The 13,871-nt window shown below is 71.2% G+C and carries 15 protein-coding genes; 7 read left to right on the top strand and 8 right to left on the bottom strand.

Going from position 1 to position 13,871, the window contains the following annotated elements; genetic code table 11:
- Positions 1-7: 7 nt before the first annotated feature.
- On the bottom strand, positions 8-982 hold the full coding sequence (locus GKS42_RS09725) for an L-lactate dehydrogenase (protein ID WP_154793641.1): 975 nt from the start codon (positions 980-982) through the stop codon (positions 8-10).
- A gap of 240 nt (positions 983-1,222) precedes the next feature.
- On the opposite strand from GKS42_RS09725, the gene GKS42_RS09720 reads away from it, so the two are divergent.
- Positions 1,223-1,888: a hypothetical protein gene (locus GKS42_RS09720; protein WP_154793640.1), complete on the top strand. Its 666-nt coding sequence runs from the start codon at positions 1,223-1,225 to the stop codon at positions 1,886-1,888.
- On the opposite strand, the gene GKS42_RS26785 is transcribed toward GKS42_RS09720, so the two are convergent.
- Entirely contained in the window at positions 1,879-2,004 is a 126-nt protein-coding gene (locus GKS42_RS26785) for a hypothetical protein (RefSeq protein ID WP_290368052.1), read from the bottom strand. The two genes, GKS42_RS09720 and GKS42_RS26785, sit on opposite strands and share 10 nt — an antisense overlap.
- Positions 2,005-2,020: 16 nt before the next feature.
- Here GKS42_RS26785 and GKS42_RS09715 point away from each other — a divergent pair, with 16 nt between their 5' ends.
- Positions 2,021-2,293, top strand: a complete 273-nt coding sequence (locus GKS42_RS09715; protein WP_168217798.1) for a hypothetical protein — start codon at positions 2,021-2,023, stop codon at positions 2,291-2,293.
- 13 nt (positions 2,294-2,306) lie between these two features.
- On the opposite strand, the gene GKS42_RS09710 is transcribed toward GKS42_RS09715, so the two are convergent.
- Together GKS42_RS09710 and hflX are read right to left on the bottom strand one after the other, a co-directional pair.
- The gene (locus tag GKS42_RS09710) at positions 2,307-4,241 is read right to left on the bottom strand and encodes an ATP-dependent DNA helicase (protein WP_232848087.1); all 1,935 of its coding nucleotides are present in this window, start codon (positions 4,239-4,241) and stop codon (positions 2,307-2,309) included.
- 328 nt (positions 4,242-4,569) lie between these two features.
- Positions 4,570-6,084 carry a GTPase HflX gene (gene hflX, locus GKS42_RS09705; protein ID WP_154793638.1) on the bottom strand — a complete coding sequence of 505 codons (1,515 nt, stop codon included), beginning with the start codon at positions 6,082-6,084 and terminating at the stop codon, positions 4,570-4,572.
- A gap of 124 nt (positions 6,085-6,208) precedes the next feature.
- Between hflX and GKS42_RS09700 the strand changes: the two genes are divergently transcribed.
- On the top strand, positions 6,209-6,808 hold the full coding sequence (locus tag GKS42_RS09700; protein WP_232847998.1) for a class I SAM-dependent methyltransferase: 600 nt from the start codon (positions 6,209-6,211) through the stop codon (positions 6,806-6,808).
- A gap of 10 nt (positions 6,809-6,818) precedes the next feature.
- Here GKS42_RS09700 and GKS42_RS09695 read toward each other — a convergent pair whose 3' ends face one another.
- From GKS42_RS09695 to miaA, 3 genes are all read right to left on the bottom strand, one after another.
- Positions 6,819-7,361, bottom strand: a complete 543-nt coding sequence (locus GKS42_RS09695; RefSeq protein ID WP_154793637.1) for a dihydrofolate reductase family protein — start codon at positions 7,359-7,361, stop codon at positions 6,819-6,821.
- A 109-nt stretch (positions 7,362-7,470) separates the two neighbouring features.
- Positions 7,471-8,415 carry a diaminopimelate epimerase gene (locus tag GKS42_RS09690; RefSeq protein WP_154793636.1) on the bottom strand — a complete coding sequence of 315 codons (945 nt, stop codon included), beginning with the start codon at positions 8,413-8,415 and terminating at the stop codon, positions 7,471-7,473.
- Positions 8,412-9,317, bottom strand: coding sequence for a tRNA (adenosine(37)-N6)-dimethylallyltransferase MiaA (gene miaA / locus GKS42_RS09685; RefSeq protein ID WP_435529669.1), 906 nt, complete (start codon positions 9,315-9,317; stop codon positions 8,412-8,414). Before miaA ends, GKS42_RS09690 begins: the two co-directional genes overlap by 4 nt.
- A gap of 81 nt (positions 9,318-9,398) precedes the next feature.
- Between miaA and GKS42_RS09680 the strand changes: the two genes are divergently transcribed.
- Together GKS42_RS09680 and GKS42_RS09675 are read left to right on the top strand one after the other, a co-directional pair.
- Positions 9,399-9,911 (top strand): type III secretion system chaperone family protein, encoded by a 513-nt coding sequence (locus GKS42_RS09680; protein WP_168217797.1) that lies wholly within the window; start codon positions 9,399-9,401, stop codon positions 9,909-9,911.
- On the top strand, positions 9,908-10,354 hold the full coding sequence (locus tag GKS42_RS09675) for a YbjN domain-containing protein (protein ID WP_154793634.1): 447 nt from the start codon (positions 9,908-9,910) through the stop codon (positions 10,352-10,354). Before GKS42_RS09680 ends, GKS42_RS09675 begins: the two co-directional genes overlap by 4 nt.
- 33 nt (positions 10,355-10,387) lie before the next feature.
- Here GKS42_RS09675 and miaB read toward each other — a convergent pair whose 3' ends face one another.
- Positions 10,388-11,887 (bottom strand): tRNA (N6-isopentenyl adenosine(37)-C2)-methylthiotransferase MiaB, encoded by a 1,500-nt coding sequence (miaB, locus tag GKS42_RS09670; RefSeq protein WP_232848085.1) that lies wholly within the window; start codon positions 11,885-11,887, stop codon positions 10,388-10,390.
- 244 nt (positions 11,888-12,131) lie between these two features.
- On the opposite strand from miaB, the gene GKS42_RS09665 reads away from it, so the two are divergent.
- Both GKS42_RS09665 and GKS42_RS09660 read left to right on the top strand, forming a co-directional pair.
- Positions 12,132-12,884, top strand: a complete 753-nt coding sequence (locus GKS42_RS09665) for an amino acid ABC transporter ATP-binding protein (RefSeq protein WP_154796635.1) — start codon at positions 12,132-12,134, stop codon at positions 12,882-12,884.
- 53 nt (positions 12,885-12,937) lie between these two features.
- On the top strand, positions 12,938-13,819 hold the full coding sequence (locus tag GKS42_RS09660) for a glutamate ABC transporter substrate-binding protein (RefSeq protein WP_154793632.1): 882 nt from the start codon (positions 12,938-12,940) through the stop codon (positions 13,817-13,819).
- Positions 13,820-13,871 lie beyond the last annotated feature (52 nt).

The following is a 13,871-nucleotide window of genomic DNA, read 5'->3' as shown; positions in this document are numbered from 1 at the left end:
GCCCGGGTCAGAAGCCGAACTGCCGGGCGACGCCGCGGATCTCGTCCGCGCTGGCGCGCAGGCTGGCAAGCTCGGACTCATTGAAGTTGAACTCGAGACGCTCGCCCACGCCGTCGCGGTCCACGATCGACGGGACCGACAGGCACACGTCGGAGATGCCTAGGTAGTCCTCGAGCAGGCTCGAGACAGGCAGGATCGCACGCTCGGAACGCAGCACCGACTGGATGATCCGCACGCCGGCGAGGCCGATGGCGTGGTTCGTGGCGCCCTTGCCGTCGATGATCCGGTACGCGGAGTTCTTCACCTCGTCGGCGATCTCGGCCAGGTCCCCTGGGCTGAGCACGCCGGTGGCGGCCACGAACTCCCGCAGTGGCACCCCGCCGATGTTGGCGGCGCTCCACAGCGGGAACTCGGAGTCGCCGTGCTCGCCGACGATGTAAGCGTGCACGTTCCGGACCGCGATCCGGCTGTGTTCGCTGAGCAGGTACCTGAGCCGTGAGGTGTCCAGCACCGTGCCGGAACCGAACATCTGCCGCGGCGGCAACCCGGAGATCTTCAGCGAGGCGTAGGTGACCACGTCGACCGGGTTCGTCACCATCATGTAGATGGCGTCGGGCGCGACCTCCACCAATTGCGGCACGAGCGTGCGCATCAGGTTGATGGTCCGGTCCGCGAGCTCGATACGAGTCTGCCCCGGCTGCTGTTTTGCACCGGCGGTCACCACCACCATGTCCGCGCCGGCGCAGATCCCGATGTCGTCCGATCCCTCCACCGCACCCATGGGCATGAAGGCCATGCCGTGGGAGAGGTCGAGGGCCTCGGCCTCCACCTTGGCCCGGTTCACGTCGTACAGGACCACCCGGCGGGCGACGCCCCGGATCAGCGCCGCGTATGCGAGCGTGGCGCCGACCGAGCCGGCGCCGACGATGGCGAGGGTGGAGACCCCGGGAGGTGTGGTGGCGCGGTCTGGTGCCTGGGTCACGACGGGATTCCTCTCGTGGTGGATCGCCTTCGCGGTAACCCTATCCGGCCCACGGCGGGCCGCCCGATCAGGCGCCCGCGAGCCTGCCCGGCGACGCCCGGACCAGGTCGACGCGATCCGTGCTCACGAGTCCCGCCGATCGGTTCCTCAGCCTTCGATCGCGGTGTAGTTTCCACACCAGAGGGGCAACGTCGCGACCTTACCGCTGGGGAGCATGCGACCACGAGCAAGGAGAGTCGGATGGCTGGCAACCGTGCCTCGCGTGTGGTGTGCGCGGTAGCACTCGTGGTCCCCAGCCTCATCGCCGGTGCTGGAGCTGGTACGACCGGTCGCGTGGCGGGATCGGCCGGTCCCACCCTCGCGACACGGCCCGTCGAACGCGAGACGGCCGCGGCACGACCCTCGGAGTGGGACGAGGCGCAACGGATCCTCGTGGCGGAGTTCGGGATATCCGAGGAGCAGGCTCGCGCGAACGTCGAGTCGCAGGCTGCCCGGACGATGTTTCGCGAGGTCATTGTCTCGGAGCTTGGCGAGACGTTCGCCGGCTTCCGCTTCGACCCGGCTACGGGTGTCCTTGCCGTGCTCACGACGAACCCCGACCGCGACGTCACCACCGTCGAGCGACGCGCGGACCAGTACGGAGTTGAAGTCGGCGTCATAGGGGCGGAATTCTCCTACACGGATCTGGCGGAGCTCGCACGCCAGGCAACTGCCGGTGGACTAGGGGTGCCGGCCGAGGAGATCGTCAGTGCGCAGATCGATGACAAAACGAACACCGTCACGGTCTACGTTCTGCCCGAGCGACTGGCTGCACTGCAGCGCAGTGGCTCTCACGATCCGGTCGTCCGGCTGGCGGCCCACGTTGATGAGGCCGTCGACGAAGGGCGTGCCAGTGATCAGAACTGACCACCCGTGAGAACGGTCACGAGCGCAGTCCTCGCGAGCGTGAGCGTGGCAGCGGTGCTGGCTGGGTGCACCTCCGACCAGAGCCCGCCGACGCCCAGCCCAATGACCGTCGACATCTCGGAGCTCCACCCCATGACGATGCGCGAGGCGCTCGAGGAGCCCGATTACGGCGAACAGGTGCGCCTCGCCGTCACGCTCGTCACGGAGGGTGGTGTCCTGCTCCTGTGCGACGCCGTCGAAGACACCGATCCCGCACAGTGCGCAGACCCGAACGTCGAGATCGTCGGCGCGCCTCTGGAGGACCTCGACCTCGTCGAACGGTCCGGCGAGCGCAGCGGCGAGGTGGACCTCATCGTCATCCTCGTCGATGAGGACACGGCCGAGTACGTCTCGACCGCTCCCTGATCCGTTCGGAGTACTAGGAAGCCGCGAGCCGGCGCAGCGCCGCCCGGACCAGGCCGGGATCCGTGGTCGGCCACAGCGGCGGCAGCGACCCGGCCAGGAAGCTCCCGTAGCGGGCGGTCCGCAGCCGCGGGTCGAGAACGGCCACGACGCCCCGGTCGGTGGTACGCCGGATCAGCCGGCCGGCGCCCTGGGCGAGCAGGAGGGCGGCGTGCGTGGCCGAGACGGCCATGAAACCGTTGCCGCCTCCTGCCGCGACCACCTCGGTCCGGGCGGCCTTGATCGGGTCGTCCGGGCGCGGGAACGGGATCCGGTCGATGATCACGAGCTGGCAGGACTCCCCCGGCACGTCCACGCCCTGCCACAGCGAGAGCGTGCCGAACAGGGAGGTCGCCGGGTCGGCTGCGAACTGCTTGACCAGGGACGGCAACGAGTCCTCACCCTGGAGCAGCACCGGGGTGTCGAGGCGTTCACGCATCGCCTCGGCTGCGAGCTGCGCGCCGCGCCGGGAGGAGAACAGTCCGAGGGTCCGGCCCCCGGCGGCCTCGACCAGTTCGGCGATCTCGGTCAGGATCCGCTCGTCGGTGCCGTCCCGCCCGGGCGCAGGCAGATGCTTGGCGACGTACAGGATGCCCTGCTTGCCGTAGTCGAACGGTGACGCGACATCCACGCCGCGGTAGCCGCCGTCGGACAGGCCCACGGCGCGAGCCGTGGAGTCGAAGGTGCCGCCGAGGGTGAGGGTGGCCGACGTGAGCACCACCGCACGGTCGGTGAACAGCTCGGAGTTGATCGACCCGGACACGTTCAGCGGCGCGACCATCAAGCGGGAGCCCTCCCCCGGCCGCCGGCCGCGCTCGCACCACACGACGTCCCGGAGGTTGGCGACCCGGTCGGACAGGAGCCGGTCACACACCTCGAACAGGATCAGCATCGCGCTCTTGGCCATGTTCTTCGCGCCGGCCTGTTCCGGGCTGACGCTCGCGCCGGCCTCGGTGCGCATCGCGGTCATGGCCTCCCGGGCGCCGTCGGCGATCAGCCGGACCGTGCCGATCAGCGCCTCCGGCAGGCCGGCCTGCAGCCGTCCCTCGGGCACGCCCATGAGCTCGGTGCGCAGGGTGTTCACGGCGTCGTCCAGCCCGGGCAGCGCGAGCCCGGCATGCCGGCGGGCGAGCCGCGCGGCCCGGTCCACCGAGGACGCGGACAGCTCCACGGTGGACTGCGCGGTGACGCGGTCGGCCAGTTCGTGCGCCTCGTCGACGACCAGCACCTCGTGCTCGGGCAGCACCTTGGGCGATCCGGATGCGGCGATCCCGAGCATCGCGTGGTTCGTCACCACGACGTCCGCCTCCCGGGAGGCGGCCTTCGCCTTCTCGGGGAAGCAGTCGGCCAGCAACGGGCAGCGCTGGCCGAGGCACTCCATCGACGTGATCGACACCTGCCGCCACGCCTTGTCGCTGATCCCGGGGATCAGCTCGTCGCGGTCGCCGCTGGTGGTCTGCTCCGCCCACTCGCGCACGCGCACGACCTGGGCGCCGAGCGAGTCGTCCTGCTCCCTGGGGTGTTCCTCGGCCACCGACGGCGCCACGAGCGCCTCCGAGAAGAGCGCCGAGTCGTCCTCGGCCGGGTAGCCGCCGGCGATCTTGTGCAGGCACAGGTAGTTGTGCCAGCCCTTCAGCAGGGCGACGGTGGGCTCCCGGGGCAGCTTGTCGGAGAGGATGTCAGCCACCAGCGGCAGGTCGTGGCCGATCACCTGCCGCTGCAACGCGAGGGTGGCCGTCGAGACGATCGCCCGCTCCCCGGTGGCGACCGCGTTCACCAGCGTCGGCACGAGGTAGGCGAGCGACTTCCCGGTACCCGTGCCGGCCTGCACGAGCAGGTGCTTGGACTCGGTGAGTGCCTCGGTGACGGCACGAGCCATCTCGTGCTGCCCCTCGCGCCGGGCGCCGCCCATCGAGGCGACCACCGCGTCGAGCACGGCATCGATGTCCGACGGCGTCGGTCGCCCTGCGCCGATGCGTCCGGCCGGTGCCGGGGTGCTCCCGGCTGCCTCGGGCGCTTCCGCGGAAGCGCCCGCACGACCCGTGCCCGCCTCGTCCTCGGCAGCGTCGGCCGACCTGTCCTTCGTCATGGTCAGGGCGTCGTCGGGATCGGTCGAGGTGGGGTCGGCAGGCACGTCCTCGACGGTATCGCGCCACGCCGTCGAGCCGGCGGTGCGGCGCTCCGGCTTGTGGACGACGGTGCCACGACGACGCCCGGACCGGTCCCGGTGCGTCGCCGGGTCAGCTGGCGACGGCGTCCGCGAGCGCCGCGGCGAGCTCGGAGTCGACCCGCGCCACGAGCCGGGTCCCGGCCTCGGTGTGTTCCTCGGCGAGGACCTCACCGCTGACGTGCGCGCGGTGCACCAGGTCGCCCCGCTGGTAGGGCACCACGACGTCGACATGGACCGCCGGGTGCGGCAGCAGCTCGGCGATCCGGTCCCGTAGTTCCTCGATGCCCGCACCCGTCCGGGCGGACACGGCGACGGCGTCCGGCACCCGGGTGCGCAGCCGTGCGATGGTCTCCGGCTCGGCGAGGTCGGCCTTGTTCAGCGCGACGATCTCGGGGATGTCGGACGTGCCCTCGATGTCGCGCAGGACGGAGCGCACCGCGTCGAGCTGACCCTCGGGGTCGGGGTGCGAGGCGTCCACGACGTGCACGATGAGGTCAGCCTGGGCGACCTCCTCGAGCGTCGACCGGAACGCCTCGATGAGTTCGGTGGGCAGGTTCCGCACGAAACCGACCGTGTCCGCGAGCGTGTAGGTACGCCCGTCCGGCGTCTCGGTCCGGCGGACTGTCGGGTCCAGCGTCGCGAACAGTGCGTTCTGGACGAGGACCCCGGCGCCGGTGAGCCGGTTCAGCAGGGAGGACTTGCCGGCGTTCGTGTAACCGGCGATCGCGACCGACGGCACGGCTCCAGCACGACGGGAGTGCCGACGGGTGGCGCGGGAGGGCGCCATCGCCTTGATCTGGCGGCGCAGCTTCGCCACGCGGGTGCGGATCCGCCGCCTGTCGAGCTCGATCTTCGTCTCACCGGGACCGCGGGAGCCGATCCCGGCACCGCCGGCGACCCGACCACCGGCCTGCCGGGACATCGACTCACCCCAACCACGCAGTCGTGGGAGCAGGTACTCGAGCTGGGCGAGCTCGACCTGTGCCTTGCCCTCCCTGGACTGTGCGTGCTGGGCGAAGATGTCCAGGATCAGCGCCGTGCGGTCGATGACCTTGACCTTGACGACGTCCTCCAGCGCGCGGCGCTGGGACGGGGCGAGCTCGGAGTCGACGATCACGGTGTCGGCGCCGGTCGAGGCGACGAGATCAGCGAGCTCGCGGGCCTTGCCGGAACCCAGGTAGGTGCCCGGGTCGGGCGCGGTGCGCCGCTGCAGGAGCCCGTCCAGGACCTCCGAACCGGCCGTCTCGGCGAGCGCGGAGAGCTCGCGCAGCGAGACCTCCGCGGCCTCAGCGGTGCCGGAACTCCACAGGCCGACCAGCACCACGCGTTCGAGGCGCAACTGCCGGTACTCGACCTCGGTAACGTCCTCGAGCTCGGTGGACAGGCCGGCGACCCGGCGCAGGGCAGAACGGTCCTCGACGTCGAACTGCTCGCCGTCGTAGGCGCTCGGTCCGTCGTCGGTCGGTTGGATCGCCGTGCCCGCCCGGGCCAGGATTCGTGCGACGACGTCCTGCGCGCGGTCCTGGGCGTCGTCGCCGTGGGATGCGTCGCTACGGGGGGTCGTCGGGGCGGTGCGTTCGGTCATGGTGTCCTTTGTTGGGGGTCCGATGACTCAATGGTGGCACGCGGACAAGATGTACCCAAGGGATTTCGCTGTCGGCCGTAGGCCCGAGCGGCTCGTGCGCAAGCACGCCATTAGGCTCGTCGCCGTGTCCCACTACTTCTCGACCACACCGAGCGGCCCCGACCGGCGGCGGGAGATCGACGTCGCACTCCGGGGACGGCGGGTGCGACTGGAGACCGCGGCCGGGGTCTTCTCGGGCGATCGCCTGGACCCGGGCACCACGGTGCTGCTGGACACCGTTGATGATCCGCCCGCCACCGGCACCCTCCTCGACCTGGGCTGCGGGTGGGGCCCGATCGCGATCGCGATGGCCCTCGCCTCCCCCGGTGCGCGCGTGCTCGCGGTGGACGTCAACGAGCGGGCCCTCGCGCTCACGGCGGACAACGCGGCGCGGCTCGGCCTCGAGAACGTCCAGACGTACCTGCCCGAGGAACTGCTCGCCACCGAGCCGGACCTGCGCGTCGACGAGCTCTGGTCGAACCCGCCCATCCGGATCGGCAAGGCGGCGCTGCACGAGATCCTGCGGACCTGGCTGCCGCGGCTGACCCCGGGTGCCCGCGCGCAGCTGGTGGTGCAGCGCAACCTCGGCTCGGACTCGCTGCAGCGGTGGATCGCGGCGGAGCTGGACCGGGACGTGACCCGCCTGACGAGCGTGAACGGGTTCCGGGTCCTGACCGTGCACTGACCCGGACCACTCAGTCCCGGACCACCCGCAGCCGCAGGTGGGTCGACTCCTCGCCGATACCCCGGGCGACGTGTTCGAGACGGACCGGGTGGCCGCCGGGGTGGTCGAAGAGCCGGACGCCGTCGCCGAGCAGCACCGGGACCACGAACACGACCACCTCGTCGAGCAGCCCGAGTTCCAGGCACTGCCGCGCGACGTCGGCGCCGAGCACGTTGACGTCCTTCGCGCCCGCCGCAGCCCGGGCCGCCGCGACCGCCCAGCGGAGGTCGTCGGTGAACGTCACGTCCGGCGGCCCGGCGTCCGGCCGGCGATGGGTGAGCACGAACTGTGGGCCGTGCCAGGTGCCACCGAACGCCCCCTCGGCGTCGGTGCCGCGGTTCGGGTCGTCCCCGCCAAAGGTGGTGTTGCCGACCAGGAGCGCCCCGGTCCGGGCCGCGAGCTCGTCGGCGGCGGGATCGGGGGCGGTGTACGGAGCCAACCAGGACATGTCTCCTCCCGGCCCCGCGATGAATCCGTCGAGCGACATCGTCGCCGAGTAGATCAGGACGGTCATGGACAGGTCTCCGTTCGCTTCCGGGCCGAGGCGGTTCGGTCCCATTCGGATGGACCGTCGCCACGACCGGAAGTCATCGACCGTCGACCCGGGTGCGGCTCGCCGCAGCTCAGAGGGCGGTGACGGTGCCGACGAGCTCGGCCGGTCCGGCGAGCTCGACGTGGTCGTCGGGCAGCATCCGAACCCGCAGCTCGCCGCCGGGAACCTGCACGATCCACTCCTGCGGAGCGCCCTCGCCGAACCAGTTGCGCACCGCGAGCGCGGCCGCGCAGGCACCGGTACCGCAGGAGAGCGTCTCCCCCACGCCGCGCTCGTACACCCGCATCCGAACCACACCGACCGTCTTCGAGCCCACCACGGCACCGGTGCTGTCGACGATGTCCACCTCGCGGTCGCCGAGCGGCACCACGAACTCCACGTTCGTGCCGCGCGCGGGCGCGGGGTCGACGATCGGCGCCCGGGTGAGGTCCAGGACCTCGAGCTGTTCGGTGTCCTCGAGGGCGATCACGGTGTGCGGGTTCGGCAGGTCCAGGCGTAGGCCCGGGCGGGGCTCGGCGAGCCCGGCCACCCCGACGCTGGCGTCGAAGCCCTGCGCGAGTGCGGCGTCGCCGCCGGGTGCGCTCCACCGGCCCAGGTCCGCCGCGTAGTCCCTGCCCTCGCGACGCACGCCCAGCACGCCGGCCCGGGTGGCGACCTGGACCGTGTCGCCGTCGTCGAGGGCGAGCAGCCCGGCGTGGCGCAGGAACGCGACGAACACCCGGATCCCGTTGCCGCACATCTCGGCGACCGAGCCGTCGGCGTTCACGTAGTCCATGAACCACAGTGCCGCCGGTTCCCGCCCGGCCGCCCGGTCGGCGCCCTCGGTGATCGCGGCGCTGCGCACGGCGCGGATCACGCCGTCCGCGCCGATGCCGGTGTGCCGGTCGGCGAGCGCGGCCACCTCGCTCGTGCTGAGCGGGGCCGCGCCGTCGGGGTCGGCGTACAGCAGGAAGTCGTTGCCGGTGCCGTGGCCCTTGACGAAGGTGTGCACGGGCGCCGCAACAGGTGAAGTCATGGCAGCAGCCTACGGGCCCGCTCGGCCAGATCGGGGCCCGGCGCCAGCCAGGCGATCCGGGGATCGCGCCGGAACCAGGTCATCTGCCGGCGGGCCAGCTGGCGGGTGGCCTGGGCGGTGTCGGCGACGGCCGTCGCCACGTCCGTCTCACCGCGCAGCACCGCGAGCGCCTGCGCGTAGCCGACCGCCCGGCGGGCGGTTCGGCCTCGCTCCAGCCCACGATCGAGGAGCGCGCCGGTCTCGGCGAGCAGTCCGCCGTCGAACATCGACCGCGCCCTCGCGTCGATGCGTTCGTGCAGGACCGGCCGCGGCAGATCCACCGCCACGTGCACCGCCGGGATGTGTGAGGAGTGGCTCGGCAGGTTCGCCGAGTACGGCTCACCCGTGATCGCGATGACCTCGAGCGCCCGGATGATCCGGCGGGCGTTGCGCCGATCGATCCGGGCGGCCGCGACCGGGTCCGCCGCCTCGAGCTCGGCGTGCAGGAGCCCGGGCCCCTCGGCCTCGGCGCGCGCCTCGAGCGCGGCGCGGACCGCCTCGTCGGTGCCGGGGAAGGACAGGTCGTCCAGCAGGGCACGCACGTACAGGCCCGAACCACCGACCACGACGACGGCGTGTCCCCGGGCGGCGATGCCGGCCAGGTCGGCGCGGGCATGCCTCTGGTAGGCGGCGACGGTGGCGTCGGTGTCCACGTCCAGCACGTCGAGCTGGTGGTGGGCGATGCCGCGGCGCTCCTCGGGGCGCAGTTTCGCGGTGCCGATGTCCATGCCGCGGTAGAGCTGCATGGCGTCCGCGTTGATGATCTCGGCGCCGAGCCCTTCGGCCAGATCCAGGGCGAGGTCGGACTTGCCGCTGGCGGTCGGACCCACCACGGCCACCACGGGCACACCTCGGTTCAGCACGGAGGCAACCTACCGTCCCAGCCCTGGATGGCCCCGAACCGGCAGGCGGTCGCCGCTCCCGGGCGACCTAGACTGGAGGTGATGGCAGCCTCCGACCACGCACCACCGGATCCCGCCGATGACGCCGCGGGCTCCGAACCCGCGCTCGCCGATGAGGTCGTGGCCGTCGACCGCGACCGGCTGAAGGCGTGGCTGCGCGAGCACGACCAGAAGTTCTTCGTCTCCGACGACTCACATCTCGGCGGCCTCTGGAACGGGCACGTGTTCACGGTCGCGCTGGCGGGCGCGAACGAGGTGCTGCAGATCCGGGCCCAGTGGAACCGGCGGATCACGATCGAGCGCCGACCGGAGCTGATGGACTTCATCAACGCCCGCCACGCGCGCACGCTGTGGCCGAAGTGCTTCCTGCTCGTCCACGACGACGGCACGATGCGGTTCTGCGCGGAGTCCGCCACGCCGCTGCGCGAGGGCCTGTCCGAGCACCAACTCGGCCGGGCGATCCGGGCCGCCATCACCACCGCGCTCGCCGTCTTCGCGGAGCTGGACGACCGCTACCCGGACCCGGCCCTGCAGGCACCCGGCGGGCTGGCATGAGCTCCCCGGCGGATCTGCCCGCCTCCGACTGGCCGTACCCGATCAGCATCGAGCGACTGCGTGCCCACGCCCGGGCTCAAGGGTTCGCCGTCACCCCCGCCGGCACCAACGGCCTGCGCGGCGTCTGGGGCGCCTACCCGTTCGACATCGCGATCCGGGTCGGCGACGTGAGCGTGCTCCAGGTGCGCGGCTCCTACGCGGACCCGATCCCCGCCACGCGGGAGGCGGACCTGGTCGGCTTCGCCAACGACTGGCACCGGGAGCACATCTGGCCGACGGTGTTCTGGTCCTCGGACGCGCAGGACCGGCTCGCGGTCCGAACCCTGTTCGTCGCGGACTTCAGCGGCGGCGCCACCGACGACCAGTTCGCCGAAGCAGTCACGCTGGGCCTGGCCACCTCGGGACAGTGCCTGCGAGCACTGACCTCCGCGTTCGGCTCCTGAATCGAACGCCGCACCTGACGCTCGTCGGCTGCGTCAGCCGCGCCGCACCGTGGGCATGCCGAGCCCGACGGCGCGGCCTGCCGGAGCGGATGGCCCACCTTCCGCTGCACTCGCCGCGGCAGCCGCGGCGCGCTCGCGCGCCGCCCAGGCGTCCCCGGAGCGGGTCCGCCGGAGCTCGAACGTGCCACCGGTGAGGCCGGAGTCCGCGATCAGGTGGTGCGGCGCGGACCCGGTGACCGTGGCCGTGATCAGGTCCCCGGGACGAGGGCGCTCGGTCTCGGGAAGGCTCGCGACGCCGTCGGGCACGCCGACGTGGACGAGCCGGTTGTCCTCCGCACGGCCGCTCAGGCGGCGGGTCGCGGTGTCCTTGCGTCCCTCGGACTCGGCGAGCAGCACCTGGACGGTACGCCCGACCTGGGTGGCGTTCTCCTCGGTGGAGATCCGCTCCTGGAGTGCCTGGAGCCGGCCGTACCGCTCGGTGACCACGTCGGCGGGCACCTGGTCGGGCAGGTCCGCGGCGGGAGTACCGGGCCGTTGGGAGTACTGGAACGTGAACGCGCTGGCGAACCGGGAGGCCTCGACCACGTCCAGGGTCGACTGGAAGTCCTCCTCGGTCTCACCAGGGAACCCGACGATGATGTCCGTGGTGATGGCCGCCTCGGGCATCCGCTCCCGGACGCGGTCGAGGATCCCGAGGAACTTCTCGCTGCGGTACGAACGACGCATGGCGCGCAGGATCGTGTCCGAGCCGGACTGCAGCGGCATGTGCAGCGACGGCATCACGTTCGGGGTCTGCGCCATGGCGTCGATGACGTCGTCGGTGAACGCAGCCGGGTGCGGTGAGGTGAACCGGACCCGCTCCAGTCCCTCGATCCGGCCGCAGGCGCGCAGCAACTTCGCGAAGGCGCCACGGTCACCGAAACCGACGCCGTAGGAGTTGACGTTCTGGCCGAGCAGGGTGACCTCGAGGGCGCCCTCGGCGACGACGGCCCCGACCTCGGCGAGCACGTCACCGGGCCGCCGGTCGCGCTCCTTGCCGCGCAGGTGCGGCACGATGCAGAACGTGCAGGTGTTGTTGCAGCCGACCGAGATCGAGACCCACGCCGCGTAGGCGCTCTCCCGGCGGGTCGGCAACGTCGACGGGAAGACCTTGAGGGCCTCCTCGATCTCGACCTGTGCCTCGCCGTTGTGCCGGGCGCGCTCCAGCAGCGCCGGCAGCACGTCGATGTTGTGGGTCCCGAAGACGACGTCCACCCAGGGCGCGCGGGCCACGATGCCGGCCCGGTCCTGCTGGGCCAGACACCCGCCTACGGCGATCTGAAGGCCCGGGCGCTCCCGCTTGAGCGAGGCGAGCTGGCCGAGGTTGCCGTACAAACGATCGGAGGCGTTCTCCCGCACGGCGCACGTGTTGATGACCACGACGTCGGCGCCGTCGGCCTGCGTCATGAGCGATCCGGTGCCCGCGGTCTCGGCGCTGACGTACCCGGCGTCCTCGAGCAGGCCGGACATGCGCTCCGAATCGTGCACATTCATCTGGCAGCCGAGGGTCCGCACCAGATAGGTGCGCGGGTGCGTCAGTTCAGCGGTCACGATCGTTGATTCTACGGCGCTCCCGCGGGCCCGGGCGCTGCCGGCCGGGGACGCCCATCACGCGGAAAGAGCCGATCGTGTCCGCACTGTTACCCCGCCTGCGTCGCCCCGGAAACATTGAGCGACTAGGTTGCATCCCATGGCTGACAGTTCCGTGACCGGTGTCACAGCAGACGACGACCGCGGCATGCCCGCCCATTCGGGCGAACCGCTGGTGGTTCTGGACAGTGTCAACAAGCACTTCGGAGAGCTCCACGTGCTCCAGGACATCAACCTCACCGTGCACCGTGGCGAGGTGGTGGTGGTGATCGGGCCGTCCGGCTCGGGCAAGTCCACCCTGTGTCGCGCCATCAACCGCCTCGAGTCGATCGACGACGGCTCCATCACCCTCGACGGTCAGGCGTTGCCCGAGGAGGGCAAGGCGCTCGCCCGGCTGCGTGCCGACGTCGGCATGGTGTTCCAGTCCTTCAACCTGTTCGCCCACAAGACGATCCTCGAGAACGTCACCCTCGGACCGATCAAGGTCAAGAAGATGAAGACCGCCAAGGCCAAGGAACTGGCCATGAGCCTGCTCGAACGGGTGGGGGTGGCGAACCAGGCGGACAAGCTCCCCGCACAGCTCTCCGGTGGGCAGCAGCAGCGCGTCGCGATCGCCCGGGCCCTGGCCATGCAGCCGAAGGTGATCCTGTTCGACGAGCCGACGTCCGCCCTCGACCCGGAGATGGTCAACGAGGTGCTGGACGTGATGGTGGCCCTCGCGAAGGACGGCATGACCATGGTGGTCGTGACCCACGAGATGGGCTTCGCCCGCAAGGCCGCCGACCGCGTGGTGTTCATGTCCGACGGGCAGATCGTGGAATCGGCGGACCCGGACACGTTCTTCGACCACCCGACCAGCAACCGCGCCAAGGACTTCCTCGGCAAGATCCTCACCCACTGATCCAGCCGACCAGATCGACCCCAACACCAGTTGCCAACCAAAAGGAGACAACGATGAAGAGAACGCGAGTGGCATTCGCCGCGATCGCAGCCGTCGGCGCGCTGACCCTGGCCGCGTGTACCGCCGAGCCGGGCGACAGCGGCGATGACGGGACCACGGGCGCCGAGGAGACCACCGACGAAGGCGGCGGTGGCCAGGAAGGCACCATCCGCATCGGCATCAAGTTCGACCAGCCCGGCCTCGGCTTCCAGGACGGCGCCGAGTACACCGGCTTCGACGTGGACGTCGCGACGTACGTGGCGGAGGCCCTCGGGTACACGGCCGACCAGATCGAATGGGTCGAGACGCCCTCCGCGAACCGGGAGACGATGCTCGAGGGCGGTCAGGTCGACATGATCTTCGCGACCTACTCGATCACGGACACCCGTGACGAGGTCGTCGACTTCGCCGGCCCGTACTTCGTGGCGGGTCAGGACCTGCTCGTGCGGGCCGACGAGACGGACATCACCGGGCCGGACGACCTGAACGGGAAGAACCTCTGCTCCGTGGCCGGCTCGACGTCCGCGCAGCGCATCCAGGATGACTTCGCCGACCAGGTCCAGCTGATCGAGCAGCCCGGGTACTCCGAGTGCATCCAGTACCTGCTCGGTGGACAGGTGGACGCCGTCACCACCGACGACATCATCCTCGCCGGCCTCGCAGCCGCCGAGGGCAGCGGCGCCATGGTGGTGGTCGGGAACCCGTTCTCCGAGGAGAACTACGGTGTCGGCCTGCCGCCGGGATCCGACCAGTGCGAGCCGATCAACGAGGCCATCCAGGCCATGTTCGACGACGGCAGTTGGGAGGCCGCCATCGAGGCGAACACCGAGGGCACCGGGTTCACCCCGAACGCGGACCTGAACCCGCCGGAGCTGCGGGAGTGCGCCGCCTCCTGATTCGGGTGTGCGGGGGCGGGCCCGGGCCCGTCCCCGCACCACCGCGTCCGAC

The organism is Occultella kanbiaonis (genome assembly GCF_009708215.1).
Classification (GTDB): Bacteria; Actinomycetota; Actinomycetes; order Actinomycetales; family Beutenbergiaceae; genus Occultella; species Occultella kanbiaonis.
This window is presented reverse-complemented; position numbering and strand designations above follow the sequence as displayed.

Bases quoted from the DNA above. Each gene is read 5' to 3' on its own strand.
- GKS42_RS09720 (WP_154793640.1), top strand. From the start codon at position 1,223: ATGGCTGGCAACCGTGCCTCGCGTGTGGTGTGCGCGGTAGCACTCGTG.
- miaB (WP_232848085.1), bottom strand. From the start codon at position 11,887: ATGAATGTGCACGATTCGGAGCGCATGTCCGGCCTGCTCGAGGACGCC.
- GKS42_RS09695 (WP_154793637.1), bottom strand. From the start codon at position 7,361: ATGACCGTCCTGATCTACTCGGCGACGATGTCGCTCGACGGATTCATC.
- GKS42_RS26785 (WP_290368052.1), bottom strand. From the start codon at position 2,004: ATGTCGACGGTCATTGGGCTGGGCGTCGGCGGGCTCTGGTCGGAGGTG.
- GKS42_RS09675 (WP_154793634.1), top strand. From the start codon at position 9,908: ATGAGCTCCCCGGCGGATCTGCCCGCCTCCGACTGGCCGTACCCGATC.
- GKS42_RS09660 (WP_154793632.1), top strand. From the start codon at position 12,938: ATGAAGAGAACGCGAGTGGCATTCGCCGCGATCGCAGCCGTCGGCGCG.
- GKS42_RS09715 (WP_168217798.1), top strand. From the start codon at position 2,021: ATGACGATGCGCGAGGCGCTCGAGGAGCCCGATTACGGCGAACAGGTG.
- GKS42_RS09690 (WP_154793636.1), bottom strand. From the start codon at position 8,415: ATGACTTCACCTGTTGCGGCGCCCGTGCACACCTTCGTCAAGGGCCAC.
- hflX (WP_154793638.1), bottom strand. From the start codon at position 6,084: ATGACCGAACGCACCGCCCCGACGACCCCCCGTAGCGACGCATCCCAC.
- GKS42_RS09680 (WP_168217797.1), top strand. From the start codon at position 9,399: ATGGCAGCCTCCGACCACGCACCACCGGATCCCGCCGATGACGCCGCG.
- GKS42_RS09710 (WP_232848087.1), bottom strand. From the start codon at position 4,241: ATGGGCGGCGCCCGGCGCGAGGGGCAGCACGAGATGGCTCGTGCCGTC.
- GKS42_RS09665 (WP_154796635.1), top strand. From the start codon at position 12,132: ATGCCCGCCCATTCGGGCGAACCGCTGGTGGTTCTGGACAGTGTCAAC.